At 64.2% G+C, this 12,999-nt stretch carries 11 protein-coding genes; 3 read left to right on the top strand and 8 right to left on the bottom strand.

Going from position 1 to position 12,999, the window contains the following annotated elements:
- A partial coding sequence (locus HMPREF2807_RS08810) for an HNH endonuclease signature motif containing protein (RefSeq protein WP_198531396.1) occupies positions 1 to 613 on the top strand: 613 nt, incomplete at its 5' end.
- 264 nt (positions 614 to 877) lie between these two features.
- Here the strand turns inward: HMPREF2807_RS08810 and HMPREF2807_RS08805 are convergent.
- From HMPREF2807_RS08805 to HMPREF2807_RS08775, 7 genes are read right to left on the bottom strand one after another with little or no spacing between them, the layout of a single operon-like run.
- Positions 878 to 1,624: a GntR family transcriptional regulator gene (locus HMPREF2807_RS08805; protein WP_046647316.1), complete on the bottom strand. Its 747-nt coding sequence runs from the start codon at positions 1,622 to 1,624 to the stop codon at positions 878 to 880.
- Positions 1,625 to 1,680: 56 nt separating this feature from the next.
- The gene (locus HMPREF2807_RS08800; protein WP_070511984.1) at positions 1,681 to 2,355 is read right to left on the bottom strand and encodes an SDR family oxidoreductase; all 675 of its coding nucleotides are present in this window, start codon (positions 2,353 to 2,355) and stop codon (positions 1,681 to 1,683) included.
- A gap of 18 nt (positions 2,356 to 2,373) precedes the next feature.
- Positions 2,374 to 3,561 (bottom strand): alkylhydroperoxidase domain protein, encoded by a 1,188-nt coding sequence (locus tag HMPREF2807_RS08795; RefSeq protein WP_070511980.1) that lies wholly within the window; start codon positions 3,559 to 3,561, stop codon positions 2,374 to 2,376.
- A gap of 27 nt (positions 3,562 to 3,588) precedes the next feature.
- Positions 3,589 to 5,235, bottom strand: coding sequence for a dipeptide ABC transporter ATP-binding protein (locus HMPREF2807_RS08790; protein ID WP_070511977.1), 1,647 nt, complete (start codon positions 5,233 to 5,235; stop codon positions 3,589 to 3,591).
- Between the two features lies 1 nt (position 5,236).
- A complete protein-coding gene (locus HMPREF2807_RS08785) occupies positions 5,237 to 6,091 on the bottom strand; it encodes an ABC transporter permease (RefSeq protein WP_046647321.1) in 855 nt (284 codons plus the stop codon).
- Positions 6,088 to 7,068, bottom strand: coding sequence for an ABC transporter permease (locus tag HMPREF2807_RS08780; RefSeq protein ID WP_070511974.1), 981 nt, complete (start codon positions 7,066 to 7,068; stop codon positions 6,088 to 6,090). The genes HMPREF2807_RS08785 and HMPREF2807_RS08780 overlap by 4 nt, the downstream gene beginning before the upstream one ends.
- Complete coding sequence (locus HMPREF2807_RS08775; protein WP_118853194.1) at positions 7,069 to 8,772, bottom strand: TIGR04028 family ABC transporter substrate-binding protein; 1,704 nt, start codon at positions 8,770 to 8,772, stop codon at positions 7,069 to 7,071.
- A gap of 56 nt (positions 8,773 to 8,828) precedes the next feature.
- Between HMPREF2807_RS08775 and HMPREF2807_RS08770 the strand changes: the two genes are divergently transcribed.
- A complete protein-coding gene (locus tag HMPREF2807_RS08770; protein WP_070511968.1) occupies positions 8,829 to 10,709 on the top strand; it encodes an FAD/NAD(P)-binding protein in 1,881 nt (626 codons plus the stop codon).
- Positions 10,710 to 10,721: 12 nt separating this feature from the next.
- Here HMPREF2807_RS08770 and HMPREF2807_RS08765 read toward each other — a convergent pair whose 3' ends face one another.
- A complete protein-coding gene (locus tag HMPREF2807_RS08765; protein ID WP_070511962.1) occupies positions 10,722 to 11,882 on the bottom strand; it encodes a cystathionine gamma-synthase in 1,161 nt (386 codons plus the stop codon).
- 115 nt (positions 11,883 to 11,997) lie between these two features.
- Here HMPREF2807_RS08765 and HMPREF2807_RS08760 point away from each other — a divergent pair, with 115 nt between their 5' ends.
- A complete protein-coding gene (locus HMPREF2807_RS08760; RefSeq protein WP_049155834.1) occupies positions 11,998 to 12,999 on the top strand; it encodes a mechanosensitive ion channel family protein in 1,002 nt (333 codons plus the stop codon).

Here is a 12,999-nt window from a genome sequence, read left to right as displayed (position 1 = left end):
CCTGCTTCAAGCCGCCAACGACGTCTTCTTCAAAGAGGGCACCGGTTCCAAGCCTGCGGTGCGTACCCAAGTCATCGTCACGTTAAACGAGTTGGACCAGATCATCAACGGCGACGGGGACGAAATAGAGCTCAACCTGACCAACGGTGGGCGCATGACAGGGGCCGAGTTCTTAACCCACAAGTTTGCCGAAATAGGCTACGCCACCATCGTTCACCCCATTGAAGGGCCCATTAACACCTGGCGGCTAGAACGAGGGGCAAACTTCAAACAGCGCCTTACCCTGCACGCTGAATTCCACACGTGTTCAAGACCTGGGTGTAATAAGCCAGCTGATTACTGCCAAATCCATCACCTCATCCCCTGGCAAGCAGGCGGCTACACCAACATTAAGAACCTGACCTTCCTGTGCGCCTACCACAACGGTATTAACGATGATGACCCTTTAAAACCCACCGGGCGCGGCTACATGTACCGGCTGAATACCGGGGTTAGTTTCATCCCACCCTGGGGAACACCGATAACCGCGATGCCCGAATACCAGGAAGCAGTCGCCAGACTCAACACCGAACAAGCAGGACAACCACCAGAGGAACCACCCGACAGCAGCTAACACCCACAGCCACCACACGCAGCAACGGCAGAAAGGAAACAGCTAACCACCAGTGACAACACTGCCACCCGCAGACCACATCAAGGCACGCGGGCATATCGGCGATCCTTGAGCACGATTCACGCGCTTCCCGCTGAGGGTTAAGCCCTTAAAGAACGAAACCCGCCAACCGAAAGATGGCTGACGAGTTGGCGTGCTTTAACGCCTCCCCAAAGGGACACACCTAATGACGGCTGCCCCCGCAGGGTCGCAGACTCATAGTGATTAGTCAAGGGTCGGCGTGGGGTCCTCGCCGATGACAACTTCCACCGTGACCGCATCGGGGCGCAGGGTCTCTTCCAACTGGGCAGCTACGACACCGCCCTCTGCCTTGACGGTTCGCGTAATGCGCAAGACCGGTTGGTTGCGTCCAACGCCCAGGGCTTTCTGCTCCTCCGTGCGCGCGGTGGCGGCCACGAGAGAATCCCGCTTAAATACGGGTGCCAGGTCAAGCTCCGTCAATAATTCAGTCAGCGGCTTCTGCATTTCCTCTTCCGTGAGGCGCGGTGCCAAGGCCTGCGGGATAAGAAGCGTGGAGGCCATGATGGGCGATCCTTCAGTCATCTGCACCGTGCGGCATTCCCACACGGCATCGCCTTCTTCAATCCCAAAGGTGGAGGCGAGGTGCCCGGGTGTTTCAATAAGCGTCAGCGACAGCACCCGCACCTCAACCTCAAGACCATGCTCCCGTAATTGGTCAAGCGCGCTGCGCCCGCTCGTCAGGCTCAACGTCGGCGGGGTGGCACGCACGAAGGTGCCGCCGGTGCGCCCGCGCTTGCGGTCGATAAGTCCCTCGATCTGGACGATGTCCAGGGCGTGGCGCACTGTCATGCGCGCCACCTTGTATTCCTGAACCAATTCCCGCTCCGTGGGGAAGCGATCACCCGGCTTCAGTTCGCCGGATTCAATCTTGCTCCGCAGCGAATCCGCGATCACCAAATAGGCGGGGCGGCGGCGTTGAGAGGTGGACACGCCTCATAACTGTACCGTGTGCTGGGTTTTTCGCATCTTGAGAGAAAACGCGCCACCTACTTGCGCTGGTTTAGCTCAATGCGTGGGCGCACGCGGATCTCAGTGAGCTGCGTGGTAGGGCCGGCATCAACGGTGGCGCGGATAGCCTTCGCCACCTCGACTGGGGCGATGACATGCTCCGGGTTGTAGTCCTGCAGGCCCTGCAGCATCGGGGTATCCGTCGGGCCCGGCGCGACGGTGGACACGCGGATGCCGAGCTCGCCGAGGCGCAAGCCGTCGGCAAGCGCGTACAAAGCATGCTTCGTGGCGGCGTAAATGACGTTGTCACCATAGGAGTGAATGCCGGCACCGGAGTTAATGAACACCACAAGCCCTTCCGCCGCACGCAGCGCGGGCAGAAGCTGGCGGGTCAGCTCGGCTGGCACGTGCACGTTGAGGTCCATCTGCGCGCGCCAATCCTCTGGCCTAGCGCTTTCCACAGAGCGCTTATCCGCCCGCGCCGCCGCATGCACGAGCACGTCGACGCGTTCAAGCGAAGCCAGTTCGGTGGGGAGCGCTGCGCCGTCGAGAAGCGACAGCAAGTCGATTTCCACCGGCACGATGTTCTCCGCCTCCGGCAGCTCCCCGGCGCGCCGGCCCAGGGCATACACGCGGTGGTCCCGGGCAAGATCCTTGATGATCTCCGCGCCCATTCCACCCGTCGCACCAGTTACAACGGCAGTTTTCACCATGGTTGTTCCTCCTTCTCGTTAGCGGAAACGCTTCGGTACATCCGGCTCCCCCAGCGTCAGCATCAGGCGGTTGGCCCAGTTGAAGAACGCGGTGGAGTTGATGACATCGATGATGGCTAGGGTATCGAATCCCACGGCCTCGAGGCGCTCAACGTGGGAGGCGTCGAACGCAAAGGGAGACTCGGTCAGGGCCAGAGCGGCATCGCGGATGGCAGACCACTGCGCCGAGCCCAGGTCAGCATCTACGCCTTCCTCGAGCAGGCGGTCAATCGCCGCGGCGTCACCGCCCTCCTCCTTCGCGCGCTGCTGGTGCACCGACGCGCAGTACTCGCAACCGTTGAGGCGCGAGACTACCGTGGCGGCCAGCTCACGCTCGGCGCGGCCGAGGCCGCCGTCGGTGTTGTAGAAGATGTCCAGGTCCGTGAGCGTGCGCGCCTTGAGCGCTGCTGGGTCGCGGGCTAGCAGGCGGAAGTACTCCATGTCGATGCGCTCGGGCTTAATCAGCGCATCACGCTGCGCGTCCGTGAACTCCTCCTTCGGCTGCGGCGGCACCCAGGGCTTCCAGCCCAGCGAGTGCGCCACGAAGCCCTGCGGCTTGGCGACGTCCGGCACCAACGTCCCCTCCCCCGGCACCCACTCCGGGGTCTGGGTGGGGCGCGGCGCCTCAGTCACGGGCGCGGGCTGCGCGGCACCGGCAAGCACGGAGAGGCCGTACACCACGCGCAGCTGGAAGGATAGGAAGCTGACCAGCTGCGCCAGCGTCACGATGTCATCGTTGGACCACCCGGCCGCCTGCAGGTGACCAATCGCAGCCGGGGAGGCGTCCTTGGGGTGGAAGACCAGAAGGTGGGCGAAGTCAAGGGCGGCGGCGAGGCGCGGTGAGCCCTCGAAAAGCGTGAAGCCGCCATCGATGTACGGGCCGCTGGTGATGCCGCGCTCTACAGCGCGGGCTATCTCGGCGGCGAGCTCCTCCGATTCCTCCGCCAGCAGGTCAGAATAAAAGGCGACGGCAGGAGCCGCCTGATACACGCCCGCAACAAACGTCGCGATAGCGTAGCGCTCCGCATAGCTAAACGTGCCGGGCGCTGAAGGCTCGAGGAGCGCGGCGAAGGAGGCTTGTGCGTTCTCCTTTGCTTCGGGCCGGCGCTCGCGCAGCTGAGCCACGTCTCCCTCAACACCCGCCAACAGGTTTATGATGTCTGCCATGAATTAATCCTTTCGTTTTCGCCCAGGCTACAGGCCCAGGTTGAGGTCGCCGGCGCGGTAGCGCGAGCCGGGGATGGCCTCGATGAGCTTCCGGGTAAACGGTGACTGCGGGTTGCTGAAGACCTCTGCCGTAGGCCCGCACTCCACCTGCTGGCCCTTCGAGAGCACCGATACGGTATCGGAGATTTGGTTGACCACCGCGAGGTCGTGCGAGATGAAAATGTAGGTCAGACCGAGCTCCTCCTGCAGCCGGGCCAGCAGCCGCAGAATCTGGGCCTGCACGGTGACGTCGAGGGCGGAGACTGCCTCGTCGAGGATGACCAGCTCCGGCTCTACAATCATGGCGCGGGCAATCGCCACGCGCTGGCGCTGACCGCCGGAGAGCTCGCGCGGACGGCGGTCGTAGTAGTCCGGGTTCAGCGCCACCAGGTCCAAGAACTCCTTGGCCTTTTCCTTGGCCGCGCTTGCACGCTCCCCCTTCAAATTCCGCAGCGGCTCCGCCACCGTCTGGCCAATCGTCTGCTTGGGGTCCAGGGAGCCATAGGGGTTCTGGTAGACCAGCTGGATGTTGTTGCGCTCTTCGCGCAAGGCCTTACCGCGCAGACCCACGATGTCGCGCCCGCCGACGGTGATGTTGCCCGATGTCGGGGTGTTGAACATGGCGATGCTGCGCCCCGTCGTGGTCTTGCCGGAGCCGGATTCGCCCACGATGGCGTGGGTCGAGCCCTTGGCCACGGTGAAGGAGATGTCATCGACCGCGGTGAAGTCGCCGAAACGCTGGGTCAGGCCCTCGACGCGCACTAGGGGCTCGACCGCCGCGCGGTCAGTGATTGCGTTGGCCTTAGCTGCGGCGCCGGCGTCGGCGACGGTGAGGGAGGGGGCGTCGGCAAGCAGGCGTTTGGTGTAGTCGTGGCGCGGGTTCGTCAGCACCGTGGCGGCTAGGCCCTCCTCGCGCAGCTGGCCGGACTCCATGACCACGACGCGGTCGGCGCGGTCACCGGCCACGGCGAGGTCGTGGGTAATGAAGAGGATGCCCATGCCGAGCTCCGCGCGCATGTCATCGAGGAGGTCGAGGATGATCTTCTGCACGGTGACATCGAGCGCGGAGGTCGGCTCGTCGGCGATGATGAGGTCGGGCTCCAGCGCCACAGCGGCGGCGATGAGCACGCGTTGCTTCATGCCGCCGGACAGCTCGTGCGGGTACTTGTGATAGCGGCGCGCAGGGTCATCGATGCCGACGCGCTCCAGCAACTCCAACGCCTTTGCCTTGCGCTCGGCCGCAGTACCAACCTTGTGGATGCGCAGCCCCTCCTCCACCGAGGCGCCGATGGTCTGGACTGGGTTGAGGGAGTTGTTCGGGTCCTGCGGGATCAGCCCGATGCGTCGCCCACGCAGCTCACGCCACTCGCGGCGACGCAGCGAAGTGATATCGCGGCCATCGAAGGTGATGGTTCCGGCATCGATGGTGGCATTCGAGGGCAGCAAGCCGATGGCTGCCATAGCGGAGGTGGTCTTGCCGGAGCCGGACTCGCCCACGATGGCGGTCATCTGCCCCGGGTGAACCTCGAGGTTGACGCCTTGCACGGCGGAAACGTCACCACCTGCGGTGGAATAGGACACGTTCAGATCCCGCACGCTGAGCAGGGGCTGCGCTGCATTTTTTATAACAGTCATGTTAGGCCTCCACGGGGAAGTTTTGGGACAGGCGATTGGCGGACATCACCACGGCGACCAGCGCAATGCCGGGCAGGATGATGAGCCACCAGGCGGTGGCCATGAAGTCGCGGCCCTCGGCGATAATGAGGCCCCATTCCGGGGTCGGCGGCGGGGCCCCGTAGCCCAGGAAGCCGAGGATGGACAGCTGCAGGATGGCTGTACCGAACTGCAGGGTAGCCAGGGCGATAACCGGGGTGAGTGAATTGGGAAGGATGTGGCGGAAGAGCACGGTGGCGTGGGTGGCGCCAGCGCCGTATGCGGCCTCGATGTAGTCCGAGCTGGCCACGGTGATCACCTGGGAGCGAGCTAGGCGCGCGAAGGTCGCGACCGAGGTCGCGCCGACGGCCACAGCCGCTTGCACGGAGCCGAAGCCCAGCACGATGATGATCGACAGCGACAGCAGGATGCCGGGGATGGACAGCAGCACGTCGACGACGCGCATGAGCACGCTATCCACCGCTCCTCGCAGGGAGCCGGCGAGAAGACCGATCAGCGTCCCGACGACGAGGCCGACAGCCACGGCGATCAGCGCGCCGAGGAGCGACTGGCGAGCACCGTAGACGATGCGCGCGTAGAGATCTCGGCCCACCGCGTCCGTTCCCATGAGGTGGCCGGACTCCCCCGGCGCCAACAGGGCTACGTCGGTGCCCGCGTACGGGTCAGCCGAGGTAAACAGGCTCGGGAACAGGGCGGCCAAGAACGCCACCGCGAGGACGATAATGGCGATGACGGAACCCGGCGCGAGCCATGGGTTGGCCTGCCCCGCGGGAGCGCGGCGCGAGGTTCGCAGGGGTTTGGTGAACGTCACACTCATGAGCGCACCGTCCTTTCTTCAGTGGCGGCAGCGCGGCGTTTCGGGGAACCGGCGCGCAGGCGGGGATCCAGTACCGGGTAGAGCAGATCCACGACGAGGTTGATGATGATGTAGGAAGTTGCGGCGATGAGAACCACCGCCAGCAGAACCGGGGTATCGCGGTTAGCCACCGCTTGGGCCACCATGTAGCCCAAGCCGGTACGGCCGAAGACGGTTTCGGTCACCACGGCACCGCCGACGAGCTCACCAAAGAGCAGGCCCGCCATGGTCAAGGTAGGCAGCAGCGAATTACGCAGGACGGTGCGCCAGAAGATCCAGGACTCCGAGGCACCACGAGAGCGCACCGCCTGGACGAAGGGCCGCGACTGCGTCTCATCAATGGAGCGAATCAGAACCTGGATGAGCGGTGCGGCCATGGGCACGGACAGCGTCAAGGTCGGCAGGATGAGGCCTTCGACAGACCCAGGTTCGATAACGCGCACCCAGCCCAGCTGGAAGGAAAAGAACTGGATGAGCAGGATCGCGATCCAGAAGCCGGGCAGCGAGACCATGAAGGAAGGCAGACCCCGGAAGAAGGAGCCGATGGCGCCGAGACCGGGCAGCGTGGCAAGGAAGGCGACGAATACGGCCACGATGAGTGCCAAGCCGATGGCGCTGATGGCCAGGATGAGGGTGTGGGGAAGGGCGTCGGCAAGCAGCGTAGCCACCGGGGCGCCGGACTGCGTGGAGTTACCAAAGTGCCCGGTGAGGAAGCCGCCCAGGGAGGTGAAGTACTGCACTACAAGCGGCTTGTCGACGCCCATCTCCTCCCGAATAGCCTCAATCTCCGCCTGGGATAGGCCCAGGGCGGGATCGCCGAATCGCGACTGCACGGCATCCGACGGCAGCGCCGACAGAAGCAGGAAGGCCACGGTGTAAGTAATGAGCAGCACGAGGAGAGCCTGCCCAATGCGGCTGAAGATCTGGCGGGTTGTCATCTATTTTTCCTCCTCATCCGATGGCGCGGCGTCGATGCTGACCTCGTAGAACCACGGGCGCGCTACCGATTCCGGGCTAAAGCCAGTGATGCCCGGTCGCACGGCGTAGACCACAGGTTCCTCGAAGAGCGGAAGCACGTAGGCCTGCTCAGTGAGGTAGTCCTGGACCTCTTCCGTGGCCTTGATGCGGCCTTCTTTGTCGGGGGTGTCGAGGACGGCGTCGAGAAGCTCCTGCAGGTGTTCGTCGATGGGATTGCCCTCTGCGTCCTGGTTGAGGAAGGCATCGCGGTTGTTGATGCCGTAGAGCGAGGTGATGACGTCGTAGTCGGCGCGGCCCACCATCGAGTGGTAGATCTGCACCTTGTTGATGTCCTTGGCATCGGCGTTCTGGGTGGCCTGGTCGCCGGCGTTGACCTGGATGCCAATGCCCAGGGCGCGCAGCTGGTCCTGGACCATGGTCATGACTTCCTTGGAGCGCGGCTGCGGCAAGGCGGTGTTGGTGCGCAGGACGAGACGCTGGCCGTCTTTGACGCGGATGCCGTCGGGGCCGGGCTCCCAGCCGGCCTCGTCGAGGAGGCGCTTGGACTCCTCGGGGTCGAAGGTATAAGCGGAAGACTGGTCCTTGTAGGCCAGGCCGGTCTTGGCCACCGAGGAGGTGGCGAGCGGGTAGGAGGCAGAGAAGAGCACGCGGAGGATTTCCTCGCGGTCCACGCCGTGGATGATGGCCTCGCGCACGCGCTTGTCCTGCAGCAGAGGGTGGTCGAAGCGGAAGGCGAATTGGTTGTTCATGGAGTTGGTGCCGCGCGAGACGATGTCAACGCCTTGTTCTTTCAGCAGCGACTCCTGCGGAGCGGAGATCTGGCGCGCGATATCGGCCTGGCCGGAGAGGATAGCGCCGGTGCGCACGGACTCTTCGGCGGCGAGGATGTAGTGGACGCCGTCGATGTCCGCGCGGCCCTGGTGCTTGACCGCCGGCGGGGCCCAGTCGTAGTCCTCGCGGGTCTTGAGCTTGAGGTCCGTGCCGATTTCTTCCGATTCCACCACGAAGGGCCCAGAGCCGATGACGTTGATCGCGTTGCCGGGGCCGAAGCCCTCGTTGTCCAAAGCCAGGGTGGAATCGGAGAGCAGCCCGGCGTTGTAGGCGGAGGTGGCCTGCAGGAAGCCCGGGGAAGGCTGGGTGAAGTAGAACTTCACGGTGTCCTCGTCCACGACCTCGCCGTGGTCATAGTTGGCGATCTGCTCGGAGCTAGTCAGCGTGCGGGATTTGTCGCCACGACCGAAAAGATCGAAGTTGGCCACGACGTTCTCGGCGGTGAGCGGGGAGCCATCGGAGTAAGTGACGTCAGTGCGGATGTTAAACGTGTATTCCGTGGCATCCTCGTTGACCTCGGGCATCTCCGTGGCGATCCACGGCGAGAGCTCGAGGGTTTCGGGGTCTTGGTAGAGGAGGCGGTCGGTCAGCTGGTTGACCACACCACCGTTGGGATAGAAGCCCGCGGCCGGCGGGTAAAGCGTGCGGAAGAATTGCGGCTCGAGGTAGGTAAGGACGTTGTCCTCCCCTTCCGGCCGGTCCGCAGCAGAGCAGCCCGCTAGGGCAAGGGCTGCTGCCAAGGTGGCGGCGAGTGCGCGTAGAGTTTTCACGGTAATGCTTTCAGAAAGTAGATAGTCGGTGTGCAGTGCGTCTCTGGATTTAACACAACGCATACTGAGCGGTATTATTCCACTAGACAGCACAGTCTAAAAGTTTGAGGTTGATTTATATGCCCGCCATCGCCATCGTCGGGGCCGGCCCGCGTGGTATCTCGCTGGTCGAGCGCCTTGCAGCCCACCTGCGCGCGACCCCCCTTCAGTCACCCCTGCGGCTCCACATCATCGATGATGCCCCGCTGGGCGCTGGTCGCATTTGGGACACCGAACAGACCCGCACGCTGTGCATGAACACATTGGCTGGCGCGGTCACGCTATTCACCGAGCCCGGCTCCACGACCACTGCGCCGGTACTTGAAGGCCCCATCCTCTACGAGTGGATTCAGCTTCTGCGCGGCGAGCGCCCCTCCATCTCCCCCGCCAAGCTGGAGCTTTATGATTCCCACCCGCCGCGCGAGGGGCTCGCCTCCTCTTTTGCCGAAGAGCTCGCGCAGACCCGCCCCGAGTCCAACCCTTCCCGCGCGCTTTACGGCGCCTACCTGGAGTGGGTCTTCGAGGTTGCGCTGGCTCAGCTGCCGGAGAGCGTGGACGTCGTCCAGCACCGCGCCCGCGCGCTGTCCGTGGAGGAGCACGGTGAGCAGGACGCCATCAAGCTTTCGGACGGCACTACCGTCACCGCCGACGCCACCGTCCTGGCCTATGGCTGGCAGGTGCCTGCGTTGAACGAATCCGAGCGCGCACTGGCGGAGGCTGCGGATTCCGGCCTGCACTGGGTGCGCCCGGATAACCCCGTGGAGCAGCCGGTGTCTGAGGTCCCTGCGGGCGAGAAGGTCCTGGTCCGCGGCCTGGGCATGGGCTTCTTCGATGTCATGGCGCTGCTCACCATCGACCGCGGTGGTGAATTTGTGGAGGATCCCTCCACGCGCTCCGGGCTGCGCTACGAGCCCAGCGGTGAGGAGCCGCACTTCATCGTCTCCTCCGGCCGCGGCTACCCTTATATCCCGAAGTCGGAATACCACGCGCTGCCGCCGAAGGCCCCGCTGACCCGCTTCCGCGCCGCGGTGGCCGCGCTGGATCCGGAGGTCGAGCTGGACTTCGGCACGCAACTACTGCCGCACATCCTGCGCGATGCCTACGCCGAGTACTACGAGAACCAAGCGCGGGTGGCACCGGATGCTCTGCAGCGCCCGCTCGAGGATATCCTCACCACGATCGATTCCACGGAGCTCACCGCCCCGGATCTCCGTGGCATGGCGGACCAGCTACGCGTCGCGCTCGACGGCGCGTCAACTGAGCCGCTCGACCTAGCGCACTGGGCGCACCCGCTGGCGGACTTCGACGGCACGGAGCTGACCGAGTACATCGCCGAGGGCCTCGCCCACGATATCCGGGAGGCCGTCGCCGCGGCAGACTCCCCGCTGAAGTCCGCGCTGTGGGCCATCTCGGCCGCGCGCAAGCCCTCCTCGATTGCCGGTTCAGAAGGCCGGATGACGTGGGAGTCCCGCACCAGCACCTACAAGGAGTTCATGGCCTTCGGGCAGATGGTGGGCTCCGGCCCGCCGCTCTTCCGCACCCGCCAATTGCTCGCGCTTGTCGACGCCGGCCTCGTCACCTTCCTAGGCCAGCGCCCCCAGCTGGAGATCGGCGAGAAGTTCACGCTGTGCACCGCGCACGGCGAGGCTTCCTCCACCTGGCTTATCGACGCCTGGATGCACTCCCCCGATGTCCGCCGTGCCGGCGATCCACTCGCGGTGTCGCTCAACGGGCGCGTGCGCGCGTTCGTCGACCACGGCCAGGCCACCGGTTCGCCGGAGACGACATGGAACCGCCGCGTGGTCAACCCGGGCGGCGCCGAAGACCCGCGCCTGCACATCGTGGGCATCCCCACCTATTCGCAGTGGCCGGATACCACCATCTCCCCCATGCCCGGCACGGATCCGCTCATGCTGCAGGAGACCGACCGCACGGCCGGCTCCCTGCTCACTTCCCTCTAATCACGCGGCGGTTTAATCCAGGGCGTCGAGGGCCTGCTCCAAGTCCGCGAGCAGGTCATCGATGGACTCGATGCCCACAGAGATGCGCACGAGGTCTGCCGGCGGCACGAGCTCGGAGCCCTCCGCGGAGATGTGCGTCATGTTCTGTGGGTGCTCGATGAGGGACTCCACGCCGCCGAGGGACTCCGCCAGCGAGATGAGCTTAGTGTTGAGGCAAATCTGGCGGGCATGCTCCTCGCTGTGGAAGCGCACGGACATCATGCCGCCGAAGCCACGCATCTGCTTCTTCGCCAGCTCATGGCCCGGGTGCGAGGGCAGGCCCGGGTAGAGAACCTGCTTGACCTCCGGACGGGATTCCAAGAACTCAGCCACGGCCTGCGCATTGGAACAGTGGCGATCCATGCGGACTTCCAAGGTCTTGATACCGCGGGCGGTGAGGTAGGCGTCGAAAGGCGAGGACACCGCACCGACGTTGCCTTGGAAGTACAGCAGGCGCTCGTCCATCTCCGCGGAGTTGGTCACGACCGCGCCGCCCAGCACATCCGAGTGGCCGCCCAGGTACTTCGTAGTGGAGTGCAGGACGTGATCCGCGCCCAGCTCCAAAGGGTTCTGCAGGTAGGGCGTGGCGAAGGTGTTGTCGACGACGATCTGGGCGTCGCCAGCCGCCTTGACCGCCTTAGTAACCGCAGCGATATCCGTGATTGTTGTCGCCGGGTTGGTCGGGGTCTCCAGCCAAATCAGCTTGGTGTTCTCCTGCAGCGCCGCCTCTACCGCCGCGGTATCGGCGGTGTTGACGATGGACAGCTCGATGCCCCACTGGCCATAGTCGTGGTGCAGCAAGCGATACATGCCGCCGTAGGCATCGTTGCCCAGAATCACGTGGTCACCCGGGCGCACGAGGATGCGAATGAGGGTATCGACGGCCGCCATGCCCGTGGCGAAACAGCGGGCGTATTCAGCGTTCTCTAGCGCCGCGAGGGTCTTCTCGAGGGAGTGAACGGTGGGGTTGGCCACGCGGCCATACTCATAGCCGCCGCGCAGCTGCGCGAGGCCGTCCTGTTGGAACGTGGTGGAAGCGTAGATCGGTACGTTGATGGATCCCATGTAGGGATCCGGCTGGTAACCGGCATGGATGGAACGGGAGGAAAAGCCAAGGGTGCGGTTGTCAGTCATGAGGCACAAGTCTAGACCAAGCTGTTCAGTTGGGAGAAAGACGAGCTTTTTATATTCAGTTCTCTTCCCTACCATCGGTAAGCGTCAGTCGTGAGCGATAGCAGAAAGGACACACGTGACCAGACCAACCGCATACCTAAGCGCTTCCTCCGAGCCAACCGACGGGGCTGTCGACGCGGTCACCCGCTGGTGGCAAACAGAAAACATGCAGTCCTGGCTCATCGACAAACCCATCGGCATCGCGCTCATCCTCATCGTCGCCATCATCGGCAGCTGGCTGCTGCGCCGACTCATCACCAAGCTGGCTGATAACAGCATCAAGAAGGGCAAGCTCAGCTCGCCGCTCTCCCCGCGCAAAGCGCACAGAACAACCGACAAGGTCCTCGAGCAAACACAGGAGGCTCGGCGCACCTCCCGCATCCAGACGCTCGCCGGGGTGGGCCGCTCCGCGGTCTCCATCTTCGTCTGGGTCTGGGCCGTGCTCGCCATCCTGGACAAGCTCGGCGTCAACGTCGCCCCGCTCGTGGCCTCTGCCGGTGTGGTTGGTGTCGCCCTTGGTTTCGGCGCGCAGGCGTTGGTCAAGGACTTCCTCTCCGGCATCTTCATGCTCATGGAGGACCAGTACGGCATCGGTGACACCATCGACCTCGGAAACGGGGTCTTCGGCGACGTGGAGTCCATTTCCCTACGTATTACCACGGTCCGCGATATCGATGGCGCGCTATGGTACGTCCGCAACGGCGAAATCTTGCAGGTGGCCAACCATTCCGACCGCTACTCCGTGGCCCGCGTCCAGGTCCCGATTGCGCTGAGCAACGATCCCACGCGAGCAGTCGACGTCATCACGTCCGCAGCAGAGGACGCCGCCCGCGATCCCGAAATCAAGGACTACATCCTGGCCACGCCGACGGTCAACGGCATGTCCGGCTTGGAGGTCGACCACATGTCCTACCGCGTGTCCGTCAAGACGCTGCCAGGCAAGCAATGGGATGTGCAGCGCGCGATGCAGGCGAAGATCCTCACAGCCATGCACGAAGAGGGGATCACCACCCCCTACCCGCGCGGGATGGCTATCTTTGATCTGGAAGAACCCGGCCTGACGCGAAAGGAAGACTAG

It is taken from the genome of Corynebacterium sp. HMSC074A09 (assembly GCF_001811545.1).
GTDB classification, from domain to species: Bacteria; Actinomycetota; Actinomycetes; order Mycobacteriales; family Mycobacteriaceae; genus Corynebacterium; species Corynebacterium hiratae.
The sequence above is the reverse complement of the archived record's forward strand: the minus strand, read 5'-3'. Positions and strand labels throughout refer to the sequence as shown.